The organism is Anaeromyxobacter sp. PSR-1 (genome assembly GCF_000964525.1).
Lineage (GTDB): Bacteria > Myxococcota > Myxococcia > Myxococcales > Anaeromyxobacteraceae > Anaeromyxobacter.
Window position 1 is genome coordinate 1 of the sequence record NZ_BAZG01000077.1, and the last position, 18,972, is coordinate 18,972.

Here is an 18,972-nt window from a genome sequence, read left to right on the forward strand (position 1 = left end):
GGCGAGCACCTCGACGACCTGGCGCGGGCGGGCATCCGGCCGGTGCTGTTCGACGTGGGGCGGCGGATGCTCCGCCCCGAACACCGCCTGGCAGGTCTCGCGCATCGCGCGCTTCGTGCGCGAGCAGGGCATCGCGCTGGTGCACGCGCAGGACATCTACACGAACGTGCTCGGCTCGCTCGCCGCGCGGCTGGCCGGCGTGCCGGTGATCGTGACGCGCGTGGACCTCGGGCACCACATCACCGGGTACCGCCGCCCGCTCACCCGCCTCGCCTGCCTGCGCGCCGACCGGGTGCTCGTGAACGCCATGTGCATCCGCGACCTCGTGATCCGGGAGGGCGTCGAGCCGGACCGCGTGGCCGTGGTGCGCAACGGCGTGGACCTGCGCGAGCTCGACCGCGCCGCGCGCGAGCTGCCCGATCCCGGCCTGCCCGACGGCGCCTGGATCGCGAACGTCGCGAACATGCACCATCCGGTGAAGGGCCAGACCGACCTGCTGGTCGCCTTCCGGGAGGTGCTCCGCGAGCACCCCTCGGCCCGGCTCGCGCTGGTGGGCGACGGCGTGCGGCGGCCGCTGCTGGAGCGGCTCGCCGGCCAGCTCGGCGTCGCGGCGCGCGTCCACTTCCTGGGCTTCCGCCGCGACGCGCCGGCCGTGCTCGCGCGCTGCGCCGCCGCGGCGTCCTCCAGCCACGCCGAGGGGATCTCCAACGCGATCCTCGAGGCGATGGCCATGCGGCTGCCGGTGGTGGCCACCGCCGTGGGCGGCTCGCCGGAGCTGGTGCGCGACGGGACGACCGGCTGGCTCGTGCCGCCCGGCTCGCCCGGCGCGCTGGCGCGCCGCCTCTGCGACGCGCTCGCCGACCGGGAGCGCGCCCGGCGCATGGGCGCGCGCGGGCGGGCGCTGGTGGAGCGCGAGTTCGAGCTCGGGCAGATGCGGCTCGGCTACGACGCGCTCTACGAGGAGCTCGCCGGCTGGCGCGTGCCCCGGCTCATCGCCGGCACCGCGTGAGGCCCCGATCGACGAGGGCCCGGGCGCGCCCGGCCCTGCCGGACGCCTCCGGGCCCCCCACGACCGGCCGCGCTACTGGGCGCCGCGGGCGCCGAGCACGGCCGGGATGGTCTTCAGGCAGATCCGCACGTCGTTCCAGAGCGACCACTCGTCGATGTACTGGAGGTCGAGCTCCATCCACCGGTCGAAGTCGATGTCGTTCCGGCCGCTGATCTGCCAGATGCAGGTGATCCCCGGCTTCACGGAGAGGCGGCGCCGCTGCCAGCGCTTGTACTGGCGCACCTCCGAGGGGAGCGGCGGGCGCGGGCCCACCACGCTCATCTCGCCGCGCAGCACGTTCCAGAACTGCGGGAACTCGTCGAGGGAGGTCCGGCGGATGAACCGGCCGATGCGCGTCACCCGCGGATCGTTCTTCATCTTGAAGACCGGGCCGGACATCTCGTTGTGCGCGCGGAGCGCCTCGAGGCGCGCCTCCGCGTCCACGTACATGCTGCGGAACTTGAGGATGTTGAAGACCCGCCCGTGCACGCCGACGCGGCGCTGCCGGAAGAAGATGGGGCCGCGCGAGTCCAGCCGGATGGCGACCATGACCCCCAGGAGCAGCGGGGACAGCAGCAGCAGCACCGACGCGCTCACCACGAGGTCGAACGCGCGCTTCGCCGCCAGCGCGAGCTGGTCGGACGGCGTGCGCGACAGCGCCAGCATGGGCAGGCCGTCCATGTCGCCGACCGCCATGCGCGAGTAGCCGAACCGGAGCACGTCGAGCGAGATGAGCGCGCCCACGCCCTGCTCCTCGCAGGTGCGGACCGCGTCCTCGACCGCGCTCAGCCGCTCGCGCGGCACCGCGAACACCACGTCGTCGAGCACGTGGTCCTCGAGGATGCGGGCCAGGTTGCCCAGGCGGCCCAGGATCACGCAGTCCGGGCTGGCCGCGACCGCGCCCTCCTCGAGCACGTAGCCCGCGAGCCGCATGCCCCACTCCGGGTGCGCGCGGATCGTCTCGATGATCTCCTCGGCCACGTCGCCCGAGCCGACCACGGCATAGTAACGGACGCGCCCGTTCCGCGTGCCCGCCGCACGCGCCACCGCGCGATGGACGGCCCTCGCGACGGCCAGGATCGGGAACGCGAGCGCGAAGTAGAGCACCGCCAGGAGGCGCGAGACCGACTCCTGCTGCTTGGCCAGGAACACCAGCGTGAACATCACGAGGGCGACCGCCATGAGCGCGCGGGCGACGCGCCGGAGATCGTCGGAGAGCGAGCCCGGGCCCGCCTCGTATACCTGGTAGATCCAGGCTCCGGCCGACCACAGCAGCATCACGACGACGAGCGCGAGCCAGTAGCGATCGAGCGAGACCACCTCGAGCGCGTCGGGGCGAAAGAGCTCCCGGTAGACCTCGAACGCAAGCGGCAGCGCGAGCGCGAGCGCAGCGAGATCGATGAGACGCACCGCTGCGTCCCCCGACCGTGACTTGTGGTGAAACATCGAACTCCCCCCGGAACGCCTTCAGTCCGCGTTCTACATCAGCGGCACCTGTGGTTGCTCGGCCCAAAACGTGGTCGAGTGACCGTGTGACACGCACCGTTCGTCGCATGCGCATGGCACGTCCGTGGACGATCTCCACGGTCGCGCCCTCGAACCTCCGCGCAGCGCCACGACTCGCCCCCGTGCGCGTCGAGTCGACGCGGGACGCCGCATCACCCGCGAGCGCACCTTTGCGGTGCGTTCCGCTGACGCGGTCGAGAACGGCGCGCTGCCGCCGCGTGACGGTCGCACGTGGGGCGCGCGCGGGCGTCACGGGTATCGCCCCGGGATCGCTGCGGTGGCGCGGACCCCGTGTCCCGCGACGCGTCGGCGGAACGCGTGCGACCCGGCGCGCGCCGCCGGACGGGCGCGCGGCGGCGCTCCGGGGGGCGGTCACCCGAACAATGGATAGCCGGGGATCTGCACCGGCCGTAGCATCCTGCCTCGCAGCCGCCCGGCGCCGGGCGGCCGAGACGTCAGGGGAGCCGCGGTCGCGCCGCGGATCGTGTCCACCATGTCCGAACAGCTTGCCGCCTCCGGGCGCCTCCTCTCGTGCAGCGTCCTCGCGCTGGCCGCCCTCCTCGTCGCCTCCTGCGGCCCGACCGGCCGATACGTCCGCGCCGAGGACCTCCCGCCCACGCAGGGCGACGCGGAATATCGGGTCGCCCGCGGCGACGTCATCGGGATCCGCGTCTGGAACCAGGACAACATGTCCGTGGAGCGGACCCGGGTCCGAGAGGACGGGCGCGTGTCGATGCCATTCCTCCAGGACGTCCCCGCGGCAGGGAGCACTCCGACCGAGCTCTCGCAGCGGATCCAGACGCAGCTGAAGACGTACGTGGTGAACCCGGTCGTCACGGTGACGGTCGTCGAGATGCAGCCGCTGCGCGTCTCCGTCACCGGCGAGGTGATGCGGCCCGGCGTGTACGAGATGGACCGCGGCGCGGGTGTGCTCTCCGCGCTCGCCGCGGCCGGCAGCTTCACGGAGTTCGCCCACCGTGACCGCGTCTTCGTGCTGCGCCATGGGCCGGCGCCGGGCGACCCGGTGACCCGCATCCGCTTCGAGTACGACGCGCTCGTCCGCGCCGACAAGCGCTCCGCCGGATTCCGGCTCCAGCCGGGCGACGTCGTCGTGGTGGAGTGACGGTGACGGCCGCGGCGGCCCTCGCGCTCGCGTCGCTCCTGGCCGGTGCCGGCGAGCTGCGGCTGGAGCCCGGGCTACGGCTCGAGGGCCGCGGCCGCCAGCTCTCGCCCCGCGACGGCGCCGACGATCGGACGCTCGAGGCGTTCGCGACCCCGCGCGCCGCGCTGCTGTGGCTCGCCGCCCCGCGCCTGCGCCTCGGGGGCTCCTATGCCCCGCGGTTCCGCGCGCCCGACCTCACCCGCTCCTCCGACGTGGTGCTGCTCCACACCGGCGAGGCCCGCGCCGAGCTCCGCCCCGACGCCGCCTGGCGCCTCTCGGCGGTCGCGAGCGGCGAGCGCGGCACCACCGACCTGCTCACCGAGAGCCGCACCATCGGGACGGAGCTCCAGACCATCACCACCACCCGCCGGCTTCGCTACCAGGCCGCGCGCGCCGAGCTCGGCCTGGAGGGGCGCGCCGGGCCGCGCACGGAGCTGCGGGTGCTGGCCGGCGCGTTCCTGGACGGTGGCGAGGGCGCGGCCGCGGAGGCGACGCTCCCCATCCAGCGCGGTGCGCGCGCCGAGGCCACCCTCACGTGGGCGCTCACCCGCCTCGACCGCCTGGGGCTCCGCCTCACCGGTCGCGGAGCGCGACTGGATCGCGGCCCCACCTCCGCCATCGCCACCGCGGACGCGATCTGGCGCCGACGCCTGGCGCGCGCGGTCGACGCCTGGGCGGGCGGGGGCGTGGCCGGCGCCTACGAGGATCCGCGCGGAGACACCGCCAGCCGCGATCTGCTCCCGAGCGGCGAGGTCGGCATCTCCCACACCCCGGTCGCCCCGGCGGCGCCCGGCGCCGAGGGGGAGGAGCCGGTCCGGGCCACGCCGACCACGGCGCTCTCCACCCGGCTCGTCGTCCGCCTCGCGCCCGCGATCGACCGGGCCACCGGTGCCGCCGATCCTCAGCTCGAGGGAACGCTCGACCTGACCTGGCCGGTGACCACGCGCTGGTCGCTCTCGGGCGCGGCAGTGGGGGCCGTCGCGCGCCAGTCGGGCAGCGACACCCGGCGGGCCCGCCTGGAGTCGCAGGTGCAGTGGGCAGCGACCTCGGCGGTGCACCTCGGGCTCGGCGTGTACGCGAGCTGGCAGCGCGCCGCAGTCCCGTCCCTCCCGTCGTTCGACGAGTCCGGCGCGTTCCTCTCCCTGGACCTCGCCGGTCCCACGCTCAGTCCCTGATCCGGCCGCGCAGGGCGGCGGCGGTCATGGCGCGACGCCGGTGCTCGGGGCGCTGGGCTCGGCGGCGTCCGCCGGACGCCGCGCCTGGCGCTCGGCGGCGGGCAGCCGCGCGGTCCGCGCCAGCACGCCCAGGAAGCGCGGATCCTTCACCAGGTAGCGGCGGGAGAGGCGCCGCGGCTCCAGCGCCAGCCGGAAGGCCCACTCGAACCCGGCGCGCGAGACCCACCGCGGCGCGCGCCGCACGCGGCCGGCCAGGAAGTCGATGGACGCCCCGAGCCCGAAGGCGACGGTCCTCCCCAGCTCCGGCGCGGCCCGATGGATGAAGCGCTCCTGCTTCGGCGCGCCCAGCCCGACCACCACCACCTCGGCCCCGGAGCGGCGCACCCGTTCCACCACCGCCCCCTCGCCGGCGTCGCCGTCCACGGCGATGCGCGGCGCGTCCACGCCGGCGATGCGCACCCCCAGCTCGCGCTCGAGGCGGGATGCGGCCGCCTCGACGGACCCCGGCGCGCCGCCCAGCAGGTACACGCCCCACCGCGCCGCCGCAGCGCGCCGCATGAGAGGCCAGACCAGATCCGAGCCCGACACCTTCTCCGGCACGGGCGTGCCGAGGAGCCGCGTCGCCCATACGAGCGCCTGCCCGTCGGCGAGGGACAGGCTGGCCATGGCGTACGCGGCCCGGAAGGCGGGATCGTCCTCCGCCGTGACCACGTGATCGACGTTGGGCGTGAAGACGCATCCGCCAGCCCCCCGGGCCACCAGCGCGTCGATCCGGTCGAGCGCCTCGGCCGCGGTCAGCGCGTCCAGCCACAGCTGGCCGACCCGGACCCGGCGGATGCCGCCACCCGCCCCGTCCTGCGCGCACGCGCCCACGCTCCCCCCGGCGATCGGCATCGGCATCCCCCTCTCCTCGCGTCAAGCGGCCTCGGGACAGCCGCCGCGCGGCGCCCGGCTCCCCCCCGTGCTACGCTCGAGCTCTCGCGCCCGGCGGGCGCAGGGGGCGTGATGGCGGAATCCGTGCTGCCGGAGCTGGCGAAGAAGATGGGTGACCGGGTGCTCCTGCCCGAGGCGCCCCCCAGCAAGGAGTGCCAGCAGCTCTGGTTCATGCTGGCCAAGAGCCGGTGGCGTTCGCTGGCCCTCGTTCCCGCCGAGGAGGGCGGCTCCACGGCCGAGCTGGCCGCCTCGCTCGCCGAGGTGGGCCGGCAGCTCCGGGACGGCGCGGTGACCGCGCTGAACCTCCCTCACCTCGACTACATCACGGCGTCCGGCATCGCGGACGCGATCGCGGCCGCCGGGCGCGGCGAGGGCGTCCCGCAGAACCTGCAGATCATCGTCGCGATCCCGCCGGTGCTCGACGATCCGCTCGGCGTGGCCGTGGCGCACGTGGTGGACGCGGCGGTGCTCTGCGTTCGGATGGGCCAGGCCCGGATGAAGTCCGCGCGCAAGACCATCGAGCTCGTCGGGCGCGAGCGCTTCGTGGGCAGCATCCTGCTGCGGCCGTGACATGCGAGCCCCGCCCCGCTAGCCGGTCGCGCCGAGCCCGCCCTGCTGCTTGCGGGCGACGAACGCCGCCATGCGCTCGACGGACTCCAGGTTCTCCGGCGTCGTCTCGTGATCGGCGATGCGGATGTCGAACTCCTCCTCGAGGAAGGCGATCACCTCGAGCATGCCGGTGGAGTCCACCAGACCGGTGCTCACGAGCAGGGTGTCGTCCGCGACCTCGGAAGGATCGCTCACGTAGAAGTTCTCGAGGATGAACTTCCGGATGGTCTGCTGGGTCGTCATGTCGCGTGCCTCTCCTGGACTGCGTTCGCCAGACCCGGGCGCTCGCCCAGGCGATCCACCAGCGTCGTGAGCTCGAGCCGCCCGCCCCGCTCCGGCGCGCGCCGCACCAGGCGTTCGTGGAGCAGCCCCGTGGACAGCACGCCCACCACCGCCATGTTGTCGGCGTTCGAGAACTGCTCCCCGCCCGCGGACGCCTGGCACTTCCGCCAGAGCCGCTCCACCGCCCGCGGCTCGAACACGCCGACGCGGGCAACGCCGTCCGGGCTCATCAGCTCCGCAGCCCATCCCGGCGCGTCGGGCCCCACGAAGCTGAGCGCGTCGGGCGCGCGGTAGGGCTGCTTGGGCCGGCGCACGATCTGCGGCGGCACCAGCCCCTCGGCGGCCCGTTTCAGCGCGTGCTTCTCGTCGAGGACGCGGAGCTTGTACGAGGGCGGCAGCGCGTTCGCGAGCTCGACCACGTCCGCGTCGAGGAACGGGAAGCGCCCCTCCACCGAGTGCGCCATCAGCATCCGGTCGCCCTGCGAGGAGAGCAGGTACCCGGAGAGCAGCGTGCGCACCTCCAGGTACTGGTCCTGCGAGAGCGGCGCCCACGCGCCGAACGCGGGCGGCAGATCGCCGAGCAGGCGCGCCACGACGTCCACCGAACGCGTCGCCGCGCGGAGCCCGGGCGTGAAGAGGCGCTGAAGCGCCGCCGCAGACTGCCAGCGCGTCTGGTGGGCGAAGCCGGGCACCCCGGGCTGCTCGCGGCCCTTGCCGAAGAACTCCCGGGCCATGGCGCGCTGGGCCACCGGCGAGCGGGCGAGGTACGGGTAGAGCCGCTCGAGCAGCCGCGGCCGGAGCGCCGACGCGGGCTGGCGGCCCCAGAACCGACGCACCTTGCCCTCGCGGAACAGGTCGTAGCCGGCGAACATCTCGTCGGCGCCCTCGCCGGTGAGGACGACCTTGATCCCCGAGTCGCGCACCAGGCGCGAGAGCAGGAACAGCGGCGCGGGCGCGGTCCGGAGCAGCGGGCGCTCGGCGTGCGCGACGACGTCGGGGAACGCCTCGGCGATGTCGGCCCGGCGGACGACGATCTCGCGGTGGTCGCTCTCGATCCGGACCGCCACCGCGCGCTGGAACGCGGTCTCGTCGTACTCCGCGTCCTCGAAGCGGATCGAGTAGGTGCAGAAGCGGTCGCCCTTCACCCGCCGGCCGAGCGCCGCCACCAGCGAGCTGTCCAGCCCGCCGGAGAGGTAGCTGCCCACGGGCACGTCTGCGCGCAGCATGCGGAGCCGGACCGCCTGCTCCAGCGCGGCCCGCACGCGCTCGACCGCCTCGTCGAGCGGCCCGCGGAACCCGCCCTCGCCCGCCGGGTAGGACGGCTCCCAGAAGGCGCGATCGGTGGTCCCCTGCCGCGTCACGGTGCGCACGTGGCCGGGCTCGAGCTCGGTCACCCCGGCGAACACCGACTGCGGCGGCACCACCGTCCAGAACGTGAACGTCTCCGCCAGCCCCACCGGATCCAGCGCGCGCGGGAGGTCCGGCGCGCCCGCGAACAGCGCGCGCACCTCGGAGGCGAACCACAGCCGGCCGGCGTGCTCGCAGAGGTAGAGCGGCCGGACCCCGAGCCGGTCGCGCGCCAGCACCAGCCGCTCCCGCGCCGCGTCCCACAGCGCCACCGCGAACTGCCCGTTGAAGCGCGCGAACGCAGCCTCGCCCCAGGCCTCGAACGCGTGGACGATCACCTCGGTGTCGCTGCGAGTGCGGAAGCGGTGCCCGAGGGCGACGAGCTCCTCGCGCAGCTCCAGGTAGTTGAAGATCTCGCCGTTGAACGCGATCCAGAGCGTGCCGTCCTCGTTCGAGAGCGGCTGCTGCCCGGTGGCGAGGTCGATGATCGAGAGGCGCGCGTGCCCGAGACCGGCGCGGGCGTCGCGGTAGATCCCGAACTCGTCGGGGCCGCGGTGCCGGAGCGCGCCGGTCATCGCCTGGAGCTCGTCGAGCCCCGGCGGCGGGCTCCCGTCGCGCAGCGAGACGATGCCGGCGATGCCGCACATGTCAGCCCCGCGGGACTTCCACGAGGAGGGGCGCCTGGTGCAGGTACCTGCTCACCCGGCGCTTCGCCTCGATGTCGCGGTACACGCGCTCGACCTGCTCCGGCGCGAGCCCGAGCACCGGCGCCACCTCGGCCGCGGGCGTGGCGTGCTCGTGCGCCCAGAGGCACAGGTCCATCTCGCGGTACGGCAGCGCGAAGTAGAACTCCTCCTGCGTCTGCGCGAGCGAGAACGTGTCGGTGGTCGGCGGCCGGCGGCGGATCTCCTCGGGGACCCCGAGGTGCTCCGCCAGCGCGTAGACCTGGGTCTTGTACAGGTGCGCGATGGGCTTGAAGTCCGCCGCGCCGTCGCCCTGCTTCACGAAGAAGCCCTGGTCGTATTCCAGCCGGTTGGGCGTCCCCGCCACCGCGTAGTTGAGCCGGTCGGCGTGGTAGTACTCCATCATCTTGCGCGAGCGTTGCTTGAAGTTCGTCGCCGCGACCATCTGCAGGTAGGCGGCAGGCGGCATGCGCACGGTTCGCTGGTTCCCCTGCGGATCCGACACCGTGAGGCTGGTGATGTTCAGCCGGTCGCTCTCGAGGATCGACGGGAGCGTGAGCTTGCAGCGCCACCCTTCGCCGTACTCGGGCACCGCCATGCGGATCGCCTCGAGCTGGCGCGCATAGCAGCCCAGGCCTTCGAGCGCCGGGGCGATGTCCTCCACCACGTGCCGGATGCCGAGGTGCGAGGCCAGCATTCGGCCCAGCCGCAGCGCGTCGCCGGACGAGTCGCGCTCGGGCATGAGCAGGCCGAGCACCCGGTCCGGGCCGAGCGCACGGACGCACGACGAAGCGACCACGGAGCTGTCGATGCCGCCGGACATCCCGACGACCGCGCCACGGCGCCGCAGGGTGCCCAGCACCTGCTCGCGGATGCTCGCCTCGATCCGCTCGGCGACGAGCGGCGCATCGATCTTCAGGACGTCTCTGGTGAACATGTTCCCCCGGACCCGAGTATCGCGCCGGCGGGCGCGCACGACAGTCCCACGTTGACGGGTGCCCCCCGGCGCCGAAGCTCGAGATTCTAGGCGCGTTCCGTCCGACCCTCGCGCGGGATGGCGGGGCTTCCATGAGCACGGGACGCGCCGCGGCATTGCAGCGGAGCCGGAGTGGCGGTACCGATGGGGCCGCGGTGCGGGTCGGGCGACCAGGGGTGGGCGCTGCGTGAGATCTCCTTTCCTCCACGACTGGCTCTTCACGCACGCCGAGCGGCGCCCCGAGGCGCCCGCGGTGGCGACGTCCGCGGTGCGCGTGACCTACGGCGAGCTCGCCGGGCGCGTGCGCGCGCTGGCGGGCCACCTGGCGGCGCGCGGGGTGCGCCCCGGCGACCGCGTCATGCTCGCGCTGCCCAACGTCCCCGCGACGGTCGCGGCCGGGCTCGCCGTGAACGCGCTGGGCGCCACCACGGTGGAGGTGAACCGAGAGTGGTCGCCGGAGATCCTCGGCCGGATCCTCGCGCAGACCCGGACCCGCCACGCGCTGGTCTGGGGACGGGACGCGCGCGCCTGGGGCACGCTGAGCCAGGCGCACCCGCTCGAGCGCCTCTGGGTCGTACACCCGGGCGCCCCGCCGCCGCCGCTCCTCGAGGCGCTCGGCGGCACGCCGGCGACCTGGGTGATGGAGGACGGCCGAGTCGATCCAGCCGAGGGCTCGCCTCCTCCCCTGTCCTCGCCCGCGCTCTCGCCCGACCAGCCGGCGCTCATCCTGTACACGTCCGGGAGCACCGGCCAGCCGCGCGGGGTGGTGCAGACGTTCCGGAACGTGGACGCCAACTCGCGCTCCATCGTGACCTACCTCGAGCTCGGCGAGAGCGACCGCGCGCTGCTGATCCTGCCCCTCTACTACTGCTACGGGCGCAGCGTGCTGCAGACGCACCTGCTCGCGGGCGGCTCCGTGTACCTGGACGGCCGCTTCGCCTTCCCACGCGTCGTCCTGGAGGCCATGGCGAGCGAGGGCTGCACCGGGTTCGCAGGCGTCCCGCTCACGTTCGAGATCATCCGCCGCCAGGTCGAGATCGCCTCCATGCGCTTCCCCGCCCTGCGCTACCTGACGCAGGCCGGCGGGGCCATGGCGCCGGACACGGTCGCCTGGGTGCGGAAGGCGTTCCATCCAGCGCGGCTCTTCGTGATGTACGGGCAGACCGAGGCGACCGCGCGGCTCGCGTACCTGCCGCCCGAGCGAGGCGAGGAGAAGCTCGGCTCGATGGGCATCGCCATCCCCGGCGTCGAGCTCCGGGTGGTCGACGACGCCGGGCGCGAGCTGCGCACCGACGAGACGGGCAACCTGGTGGCGCGCGGCGAGAACGTCACGCTGGGCTACCTCGACGAGCCGGAGGAGACCGCCGCGATCCTGCACGACGGCTGGCTGTGGACCGGCGACCTCGCCTCGCGCGACGCCGACGGCTACTTCTTCCACCGCGGCCGCTCGAAGGAGATCCTGAAGATCGGCGGGCACCGGGTGAGCCCGATCGAGATCGAGCACGCGGTGGCGCGCCACCCCGATCTCGCGGAAGCGGCCGTCATCGGCGTGAAGGACGCGCTCATGGGCGAGCTGCCGGTGGCGTTCGTGGTGCGGCGCGCGGGCGCGTCGCCCACCGAGGACGACCTGCGCCGCTTCTGCCGCGAGCACATGCCCGCGTACCAGGTGCCGGTGCGCTTCACGTTCGTGGACGCGCTGCCGCGGAACGAGTCGGGGAAGCTGCTGCGCGCCGAGCTGGCGGCGCGCGCGGGCTGAGGCCCGGCCCGCGCGACCCGCCGCCGCATCCCAAGGGGCCTGCGCGCCTCGTTGACCCTCCGTCAACGGTCATGCGGTCGGATGACTGCGGCCAGACCGTACCTGAACGTATCCTCCGCGCAGCACTCGGGGGACGCGCTCCACTGCAGCTCGACCGGTACCGGCGCGCGGCGCGCCGCTCCGGGCCCCTTCACGCGGCACCACGAGGAGGCGGCATGAGGCGGATGGCAATGGTCGGTCACGGCGACTACGCGGGCGCGGTGCGACTCATCGCGCGCGGCGAGCCCGAGCCCTACTTCGGCATGGCGTACACGCTCCGGACGCTGGAGGCGCTGTTCGCGGACCGTCCGTACCTCGTCGTGAGCCTGAACGCGGCGCCCGGCCGCGAGCGCGTGGGCCGAGGGGAGGCGGTGGGGCTGCCGCGCGGGCGCCTGCCGGCGCCGGTCCCCGAGACCGTGGCGATGGTCCTGTGGGCCCGCCGCGTGGTGCGCGAGCTGGAGCGCTTCCAGCCCACGCACGTGCTGCTCCGCACCGGCGGGATCCTCGCCTGGCACGTGCTGCGCCACTGCGTGGCCCGCCGCATCTCGACGCTCGCGATCTTCGCGAACACCTTCGACGACCCCGACCCGAAGAACCGGTTCGTGAGCCGCCGGGTCGCGCGCCTCCTGAACGATCCCTGCGTGTTCCTGGCGGGCAACCACAAGCACCCGGCCACCGCCAGCATGGTCCGCTGCGGCCTCGACGTGCGGAAGGCGGCCGCCTGGGACTGGCCGGGAGCGCGCCACCCCCGCGACTGGCCGACGAAGGCCCTCGCGCCGGAGGCCGCCTGGAGCCTGCTCTACGTCGGGGCGATGTCCGAGGCCAAGGGCGTCGGCGACCTGATCGACGCGGTGGGCCTGCTCCGTCGACGGGGCCGGCCCGTCCGGCTCACCGCCGTCGGGACCGGCCGCGACCTCGAGGCGCTCCGGCGCCGGGCGGCGGCCCTGCCGGACGGGGCCGTCACGTTCACCGGCCGGGTCGGCAACGACGAGGTGTTCCGCATGATGCGCGCCTGCTCCGCCGTGTGCGTGCCCTCGCGGCACGAGTTCACGGAGGGCATGCCCATGACGCTCACCGAGGCGCTCGCCAGCCGGACCCCGGTCGTCGCCTCGGATCACCCGGTCATGGCCGAGGCGCTGGTGGACGGGACGGGCCTGCGCTTCTTCCGGGCCCGCGCGCCGGCGTCGCTCGCCGCGGCGGTGGAGGCGGTCCTCGGGCATCCGGCGGAGTACTCGCGGCTCTCCGCGTCCACGGCCGAGGCGTTCGCACGGGTGGAGTGCACCACCACGTTCGGCGATCTGGTGAGCCGCTGGCGGCGAAGCTTCGAGGCGGCGGCCGCGCCGGCGCGCGGGCGCCGGGAGCCGGTGGCGGCGGGGCTGCACGCGCACGCGTGACGGGCGGCCCGGGTGCCCGGGCCGCCCGCGCGCGCGGCGTCAGTGCGACTCGTACGCGCCGAGATCCTGCCCGGCGCCCCGGGGCCGCGCCGCCTGCAGGATGTCCGCGGCCACGTCGGGGAGCGTCACCCCGGCGTCCACGGCGGGCGACCCGGACGAGAGCGAGAAGTCGCCGCCGCCGGGGTTGGCGAACCCGGGCGACGCGGTGGCCAGGTTGTGGTCCGCCGCCCACCCGGCGCCGCCCGCGCCCATGAGGAGCGCGACGTTCGCGACCGACGAGGCGCCGTACAGGTTGTTGCGGACGCGCAGGTTGGTGGCGGTCGAGTTGGTCTGGAGGAGCCCGCCCGCGGCGGACGCGCCCACGTACGTGGTGTTGTTGTAGATGCGCACGTCGTTCGGGGCCGGGACGCCGGTGTTGCGCTGCTCCCAGATGATGGACACCGCGTCCGGCGACAGGGTGTCGTCGAACACGTTGTTCCGGATCATGGCGTAGCTCGCCTCGCTCTCGATGTCCGCGACGAGCGACGGCGAGCCGGTGAAGCGGTTGCGCTCGAAGACGAGGTGCGAGACGGGATCGTTCTCACCCGCGGCGTTGCTCTGCGAGCCCATCGAGACGGTCCACTGCGAGGTGGAGCTGGCCTGGAAGTGGTTGTCGGTGATCGACACCCAGCGCGTCTCCGGCCGTCCGTCGTTGAGCTCCGGCCCGTGGAGCTTCAGGGCGTGGCGCTGCCCGCCCGGCCGGAGGAACGAGTTGTTGGAGATGACGCCCTTGTGCGCCTGCCACACGCGGCAGACGTGGGTCTGCCCCGGGTCGGTCACGAGGTTCCCGAGCAGCGCGATGCGGCGGCCGCCCACGTACATGCCGTACGCGCCCGCGTTCGGGGCCTCGCTGTCGACCACGAACATGCCGTCGTGCGGCGTCGCGTAGATCGGCGTCCAGTCGCCCCAGCCGATGCCCACGTTCCAGTTCGTGGCGCGGAGGCGGAGCACCAGCATGTTGACGCCCTGGTGCGAGACGTCGGGGCCGATGGGCCCGGTCGCGGTGGAGGTGCTCGGCCCGCGCATGTCGAGGTCCATGATCCGCCAGTCGCTGCCGGAGCCGCGCGGGCTGAACGCGTTCGTGTCGCCCATCTCGGCCACGTTGAACACCGGGCGGTTGCCGGAGCCGTAGGCGCCGATGATGCCCGGGCCGGGCTTGGTGATGCCGTACGCGGAGGAGATCGAGAAGGTGTCGCCGCGGCGGAACAGGATCCGCACCGGCCCGGAGGTCGCGAGCGCGACCGACATGGCGCGGTCCACCGTGCGCAGCGGTGCCGCCTCGGAGGTGCCGGCGCTGGAGTCGTTCCCGGCCGCCGACACGTAGTAGGTGGTCCCGCTGAAGGCCGAGACGGTGATGGTCTGCGTGTACGAGCGCGAGGTCCCGCTCGTGTCCACGATGTTCAGGGTCACGGTGTACGTGCCCGGGTTCTCGAAGACGTGCGCCGCGGTGTAGCCGGTCGCGGTGTTCTTCGACTTTCCGCTGGTGCTCCAGGCGCCGGAGCCCGGATCGCCGAAGTTCCAGGCGTACTGCGCCCCCTCGCGATCGGCGGGCTGGTACACCCCGCTGCTCCAGGTGAACGGGGAGGCGGTGCCCGACGGCGTCGTGTCCACCGCGTCGAAGAAGACGGCGAGGGGCGCCACGCCGGAGGTGCGGTGCGCCGTGGTCATGGTCGAGCCGTCCGGCGGCGGAGGAGGCGCCGTGGACACGGTCACGGTCGCGCTCCCGCTCATCGACGGGTCGGCGACGCTCACCGCCGTGACCCGGTACGTCCCGGTGGTGGACGGCGCGGTGTAGACCCCGGTCGAGCTGATGGTGCCGCCCGAGGCGCCCTCCACCACCGACCAGGTGACGGAGGTGTCGGCATAACCCGTGACGGTCGCCTGGAACGTCAGGGACTGCTCCGGGTAGACGGTGGCCGCCTTCGGCGAGACGGAAACGGCGGGGCCCTGCCCCGCCGTGCTCTCGATGGCGGAACCGCCACCGCCGCAGCCCATGGCAAGCATGGCGAGGATCACCATCCAGCCGGCTGCCGTCTGCTTCGATGCGGGCGTCTTGAGCATCACTCGGTCACTCCTGTTTGGTGTTCCCCTCGAGGCTGTCCCTTATAAACATGACACGCGGACGCTGACCATTACCGGAGCTGGCTAGCGCGAGAGTCTTGTGAGCCCGTGAACGGCCGTGTCGCACACGGCGGGCGCCGCGGCCGGCGCCTCACGCCGGCCGAACCCAGGGCAAACCCCCGGGGTACACCGCGAGCGTGACGTGATCCCGCGCCGGGGCCCGGTCAGACGCGCTGGCAATAGAGCTGGGTGGTCGGCCGGAGGCGCGCGAGCAGCGAGCGCGCGGCGGCCCTGGCGAGCCGGAGCGGCTCGGCGGCGAGGTAGGCGGTGGGCGCCGTCACCACCCGGAACCCGGCCCGCTCCACGAACCGGCGGAGCGACGGGGGATCGAACGCGTTGACGTGGTCGAGGGGGTGGATGGCCCGGTACTCGGCCGCCGTGGCGATGCCCCGGACCCGCGTGCAGTCCGGGGTCTCGACCACCAGGATGCCCCCGGGCACCAGGCGGTCGTGCACGGCGCGCAGCACCGCCATGGGATCCACGAGGTGCTCGAGCACCTCCATGAGCGAGGCCGCGTGGAACCGGCCCTCGACCTCCTCCAGCCCGGCGCAGAGACGGAACCCCGGGGCCGCGTCCCGCCGCCGCCACGCATCGCGGTCCACGCCCCACGCCTCGAACCCGAACAGCGCCGCCATCGCCGGCAGCCGGCCCCACCCGCAGCCGAAGTCCAGGAAGCGCACCGGGGCACCGTGGCGCACGGGCCGGGTCAGGAGCTCGATCCGGAGGACGTGCGCCGCGTTCGCTCGGCCGGCGCGGAGCGCCGCCTCGTGATCCACGCCGCGGCGCTGCTCGAACTGGTGCACCGCCGGCCCCATCCACTCGTCGAAGCGGCGCGCGTCCCACTCCGCCGCCAGGACATACCGATGGAAGCGCTGCCGGCACGTGCCGCACCGGAGCAGCTCCCAGGGTGCCTGCTCGACGTACGGCAGCGGCGAGGTGCCCCACGGATCCGCCGAGATGAACGACCGAAGCGGCTCGGCACCGAAGCGCCCGCCCGCGACGCGGACGAGGCTGCCGCCCCCGCACGCGATGCAGGCATCGCGCGACCGGAACTCGGCGGTTGGCATGGCTCCCCCCTCCTGCTCGACAGCGGAGGAGCCTGTCCGCGCCCCGCGCGGGCCGCAAGGTCAACGCTGGGTCGCCCCGGCGGTTTCCCCCTCGTTCGCGCCGGCCCGCGGGCCGGGGCTCGCGGGCGCGCCGTCGCGGAGGCGGATCTCCTTCGCGGGCACGCCCGCCACGATGGCCATGGGGCGGACGTCGCGGGTGACCACGCTGTTCGCGGCCACCACCGCCCCGGCGCCGATGGTCACGCCCTTCAGCACCACCGCCCCCCGACCGATCCACGCGCCCGCGCCGATGCGGACCGGCTTCGCGGTGTGCGGCTGCTGGCGCACCAGCCCGGCGGCGGAGAGCCCGTGGTCGGCGTCCCGGATGCTGACGTACTCCGCGATGAGCACGTCGCGCTCGATGAGGACCTCGGAGTAGGCCACCACGAAGCTCCCGGCGTTGATGCGCACGTGGTCCCCGACCCGGATCCTCCCGCCCTCGCAGGTCTCGAGGAACACCCGCCGGCCGAGCCGGCAGTGCGCGCCGAGCTCCAGGCGCAGCCGCCCGCTCGTCTCCACCGCTCCGTCGAACTGCGTGGTGACCGGCACCGTCCCGTCCACGCGCGCCCGGAGGCGCGCGAGGCGCCAGAGCCGCAGGAGCGGCGCCAGCGCGGGCTCCGCGGCGCGCAGGAGCAGCGCGAGGATCGTGGCGACACCCCCGACGATTCCGAGCACCAGACCCCGTGCACCCATGTGTCCCCCCCCCAGGCGCGAGCCGCCTCCGCGACCGCCTCAGCGCGCCGCCGGCGGCGCGGGCTGGCGCGGCACCGACGCGATCACCGCCGCCAGGGCCCGGGCGGCGCGCGCCCGCCCCTCGGCGTTCAGGTGCCCGCCGTCGTCCGTGTACGCCGGCACGAGCGCCGGGACGGCGCCTCCCTGCCAGGCGGAGGTCTCGACGCTGCCGTCCGGGCGCGTGGACTCCACCCGCGCGAGGTCGAACAGCGGCGCGTTGCCGCCGTACTCGCGCCGCATCAGCGCGTTGAACTCCTCGCGCCGGGCGTTGTGCTGCGTCCCCCACCGCGGCTTGCCGAGGAGCTCCTTCGCCCACCCGCGCACGCCGTCCTCGACGGTCTGGAGCGGCGCGGTCACGTGCACGAACGTCGTGGCCGGGTTCGCCGCCTGGAGCTCCCCGATGGTCTTCCGGTACGCGGCGAACAGGGCCGCCACGTCCGTGTCGGCGCGGATGTCCACGTAACAGAACTTGAGCAGCGCCACCTCGGCGCCCGCGCCCTCGCCGCCGGGGGCGAGCGCGGTGGCGAAGCTCCGCAGCTTGCGCAAGGGGTCGCCGTTCTCCGCCACGACCTCGTGCGCGAAGGTGCCGGCGGCCACGCCCGGCGCGCGGGCCTCCACGACCCGGAGCGGCACGCCCTCCTGCGCCGCGAGGGCCTGGAGCCCCTCGATCACGTTCTCGCCGACGGACTGGTGCCCGAAGAAGACCCGGCGCTCCGCGAGCGCCTGCAGGTCGCGCCGGTCGCCCGGCTCGGCGCGGGCGCGCGCGGCGACGGTGGCGGCGAGCAGGGCAGCGAGCCCGAGCAGCGCGTGGACGGCGAGCGGCGGTGTCGTGGCGATCATGTCCCCTCTCCTGCGTTCTCCGTGTGGCCCCGGCCGGCGCCCGCCCCGAGGAGCCCCGCCAGCGGCCGGGCCGCCGTGACCGCGTCGAACTCGCGCAGCACGCGCGCACGCCCCGCCCGCCCCGTCCGGCCCCGCAGGGCGGCGTCGGTCGCGAGCCGCTCGAGGGCTTCGGCCAGCTCCCCCCAGCGCCCCGCAGCGTACAGCAGCCCGGTCTCGCCGTGGACCACCAGCTCCGGGATCCCCGAGATGGCCGGCGCCACCACCGGCAGCTCCAGCGCGAGCGCCTCCATCAGCACGACCGGCAGCCCCTCCATCAGGCTCGACATCGCGAACACGTGCGCCCGCGCCATCTCCTCGAGCACGGCGGCCTCGGGCTGCGCCCCGCGCAGCTCGACCCGGTCCTCCAGGCCGGCCGCCGCCACCGCCGCGCGGATGGCGCGCTCCTCCGGGCCGCCGCCGATCAGCACCAGGCGGCAGTCGTGGCCGCGACGGACGAGGGCCGCGAACGCCTCCACCAGCCCGACGTGCCCCTTCTCCGGCGAGAGCCGCCCCACCGAGAGCACGACGAGCGGCGCGCCGGGCCCGGGCGCGGTGCGCGCCGGCGCGGGCAGCGCCGCGACGTCCACCCCGCAGCGAACCACGTGCAGCTTCCGGGCGTCGTCCCCTCCGGCGAGCTTCTCGAGCCGGGCCCGCCCCCACTCCGTCGCGCTGGCCACGAACTCGGCGTCCTCGATCTTCGCGGCCAGCCGCGGGGTCATCGCGCCGGCGAAGTCGCTCAGCCCGTGGACCGTCACGCTCCAGCCCGCGCCCAGCCACCGGCTCGCCGCCAGCGCCGCCACCGCCGCGGGGTTCGCGAAGTGGCTGTGCACATGGGTCACGCCGCGGCGCTCCATCTCCGCCCCCAGGCGGAGCCCCTCCGCGAAGTAGGCGAGGGCGCGCAGCCGCTGGCCGGCGCCGGGGAGCGCGTGGCGCAGCGAGACGCGCAGCGCGCGCGCCCAGCGCAGCGGCCGCCGGGCGCCGGCGAGGACGGGCCAGGCCAGGGCGAGCGGCGAGCCGTCCAGCACCGTGAACGTCCGGGCCTGCTCGGCGCGATCCGCCTCGGAGAGCGGCTGGCCGGGCCGGATCGAGAACGTCTCGACGTCGACGCCCAGGCCACGCAGCGCCGCCACCTCGCGCCGGATGAAGGTGTGCGAGGGGGCCGGGTACTGGCTGACGACGACGCCG

At 74.6% G+C, this 18,972-nt stretch carries 16 protein-coding genes; 6 read left to right on the top strand and 10 right to left on the bottom strand.

What is annotated here, in order from left to right:
* The coding region (locus PSR1_RS12845; protein WP_237757940.1) for a glycosyltransferase at positions 1-1,009 on the top strand (1,009 nt) is incomplete at its 5' end.
* Between the two features lie 72 nt (positions 1,010-1,081).
* On the opposite strand, the gene PSR1_RS12850 is transcribed toward PSR1_RS12845, so the two are convergent.
* Positions 1,082-2,458, bottom strand: coding sequence for a sugar transferase (locus PSR1_RS12850; protein ID WP_370539097.1), 1,377 nt, complete (start codon positions 2,456-2,458; stop codon positions 1,082-1,084).
* Positions 2,459-3,047: 589 nt separating this feature from the next.
* On the opposite strand from PSR1_RS12850, the gene PSR1_RS12855 reads away from it, so the two are divergent.
* Positions 3,048-3,677 (top strand): polysaccharide biosynthesis/export family protein, encoded by a 630-nt coding sequence (locus tag PSR1_RS12855; protein ID WP_059437941.1) that lies wholly within the window; start codon positions 3,048-3,050, stop codon positions 3,675-3,677.
* Positions 3,678-3,679: 2 nt separating this feature from the next.
* Positions 3,680-4,891, top strand: coding sequence for a TonB-dependent receptor (locus PSR1_RS12860; RefSeq protein ID WP_059437942.1), 1,212 nt, complete (start codon positions 3,680-3,682; stop codon positions 4,889-4,891).
* A 24-nt stretch (positions 4,892-4,915) separates the two neighbouring features.
* Here the strand turns inward: PSR1_RS12860 and PSR1_RS12865 are convergent, their stop codons facing one another.
* Positions 4,916-5,791, bottom strand: coding sequence for a WecB/TagA/CpsF family glycosyltransferase (locus PSR1_RS12865; protein WP_237757941.1), 876 nt, complete (start codon positions 5,789-5,791; stop codon positions 4,916-4,918).
* Positions 5,792-5,896: 105 nt separating this feature from the next.
* Here PSR1_RS12865 and PSR1_RS12870 point away from each other — a divergent pair, with 105 nt between their 5' ends.
* Positions 5,897-6,394, top strand: coding sequence for a hypothetical protein (locus PSR1_RS12870; RefSeq protein ID WP_059437943.1), 498 nt, complete (start codon positions 5,897-5,899; stop codon positions 6,392-6,394).
* An 18-nt stretch (positions 6,395-6,412) separates the two neighbouring features.
* On the opposite strand, the gene PSR1_RS12875 is transcribed toward PSR1_RS12870, so the two are convergent.
* The 3 genes from PSR1_RS12875 to nadE are packed head-to-tail and all read right to left on the bottom strand — an operon-like array spanning position 6,413 to position 9,682.
* Positions 6,413-6,676 carry an acyl carrier protein gene (locus PSR1_RS12875; protein WP_059437944.1) on the bottom strand — a complete coding sequence of 88 codons (264 nt, stop codon included), beginning with the start codon at positions 6,674-6,676 and terminating at the stop codon, positions 6,413-6,415.
* Complete coding sequence (gene asnB / locus PSR1_RS12880; RefSeq protein ID WP_059437945.1) at positions 6,673-8,709, bottom strand: asparagine synthase (glutamine-hydrolyzing); 2,037 nt, start codon at positions 8,707-8,709, stop codon at positions 6,673-6,675. The genes PSR1_RS12875 and asnB overlap by 4 nt, the downstream gene beginning before the upstream one ends.
* Before the next feature lies 1 nt (position 8,710).
* Entirely contained in the window at positions 8,711-9,682 is a 972-nt protein-coding gene (gene nadE / locus PSR1_RS12885; RefSeq protein WP_059437946.1) for an NAD(+) synthase, read from the bottom strand.
* A 226-nt stretch (positions 9,683-9,908) separates the two neighbouring features.
* On the opposite strand from nadE, the gene PSR1_RS12890 reads away from it, so the two are divergent.
* Together PSR1_RS12890 and PSR1_RS12895 are read left to right on the top strand one after the other, a co-directional pair.
* Entirely contained in the window at positions 9,909-11,477 is a 1,569-nt protein-coding gene (locus PSR1_RS12890; protein WP_059437947.1) for a class I adenylate-forming enzyme family protein, read from the top strand.
* A gap of 215 nt (positions 11,478-11,692) precedes the next feature.
* On the top strand, positions 11,693-12,910 hold the full coding sequence (locus PSR1_RS12895; protein WP_237757942.1) for a glycosyltransferase family 4 protein: 1,218 nt from the start codon (positions 11,693-11,695) through the stop codon (positions 12,908-12,910).
* A 39-nt stretch (positions 12,911-12,949) separates the two neighbouring features.
* Here PSR1_RS12895 and PSR1_RS12900 read toward each other — a convergent pair whose 3' ends face one another.
* The 5 genes from PSR1_RS12900 to PSR1_RS12920 form a co-directional block, all read right to left on the bottom strand.
* Positions 12,950-15,010, bottom strand: a complete 2,061-nt coding sequence (locus tag PSR1_RS12900) for a PKD domain-containing protein (protein WP_059437948.1) — start codon at positions 15,008-15,010, stop codon at positions 12,950-12,952.
* A 224-nt stretch (positions 15,011-15,234) separates the two neighbouring features.
* Positions 15,235-16,137, bottom strand: coding sequence for a class I SAM-dependent methyltransferase (locus tag PSR1_RS12905; protein WP_059437949.1), 903 nt, complete (start codon positions 16,135-16,137; stop codon positions 15,235-15,237).
* Positions 16,138-16,197: 60 nt separating this feature from the next.
* Complete coding sequence (locus PSR1_RS12910) at positions 16,198-16,869, bottom strand: acyltransferase (RefSeq protein WP_237757943.1); 672 nt, start codon at positions 16,867-16,869, stop codon at positions 16,198-16,200.
* A 39-nt stretch (positions 16,870-16,908) separates the two neighbouring features.
* Positions 16,909-17,748: a hypothetical protein gene (locus PSR1_RS12915; protein WP_059437950.1), complete on the bottom strand. Its 840-nt coding sequence runs from the start codon at positions 17,746-17,748 to the stop codon at positions 16,909-16,911.
* Positions 17,745-18,972 (bottom strand): glycosyltransferase family 4 protein (locus tag PSR1_RS12920; RefSeq protein WP_059437951.1); only part of this gene is annotated, 1,228 nt, incomplete at its 5' end. The genes PSR1_RS12920 and PSR1_RS12915, both read right to left, overlap by 4 nt.

Bases quoted from the DNA above. Each gene is read 5' to 3' on its own strand.
- PSR1_RS12870 (WP_059437943.1), top strand. From the start codon at position 5,897: ATGGCGGAATCCGTGCTGCCGGAGCTGGCGAAGAAGATGGGTGACCGG.
- asnB (WP_059437945.1), bottom strand. From the start codon at position 8,709: ATGTGCGGCATCGCCGGCATCGTCTCGCTGCGCGACGGGAGCCCGCCG.
- nadE (WP_059437946.1), bottom strand. From the start codon at position 9,682: ATGTTCACCAGAGACGTCCTGAAGATCGATGCGCCGCTCGTCGCCGAG.
- PSR1_RS12915 (WP_059437950.1), bottom strand. From the start codon at position 17,748: ATGATCGCCACGACACCGCCGCTCGCCGTCCACGCGCTGCTCGGGCTC.
- PSR1_RS12865 (WP_237757941.1), bottom strand. From the start codon at position 5,791: ATGCCGATGCCGATCGCCGGGGGGAGCGTGGGCGCGTGCGCGCAGGAC.
- PSR1_RS12875 (WP_059437944.1), bottom strand. From the start codon at position 6,676: ATGACGACCCAGCAGACCATCCGGAAGTTCATCCTCGAGAACTTCTAC.
- PSR1_RS12910 (WP_237757943.1), bottom strand. From the start codon at position 16,869: ATGGGTGCACGGGGTCTGGTGCTCGGAATCGTCGGGGGTGTCGCCACG.
- PSR1_RS12900 (WP_059437948.1), bottom strand. From the start codon at position 15,010: ATGCTCAAGACGCCCGCATCGAAGCAGACGGCAGCCGGCTGGATGGTG.
- PSR1_RS12855 (WP_059437941.1), top strand. From the start codon at position 3,048: ATGTCCGAACAGCTTGCCGCCTCCGGGCGCCTCCTCTCGTGCAGCGTC.
- PSR1_RS12895 (WP_237757942.1), top strand. From the start codon at position 11,693: ATGAGGCGGATGGCAATGGTCGGTCACGGCGACTACGCGGGCGCGGTG.
- PSR1_RS12905 (WP_059437949.1), bottom strand. From the start codon at position 16,137: ATGCCAACCGCCGAGTTCCGGTCGCGCGATGCCTGCATCGCGTGCGGG.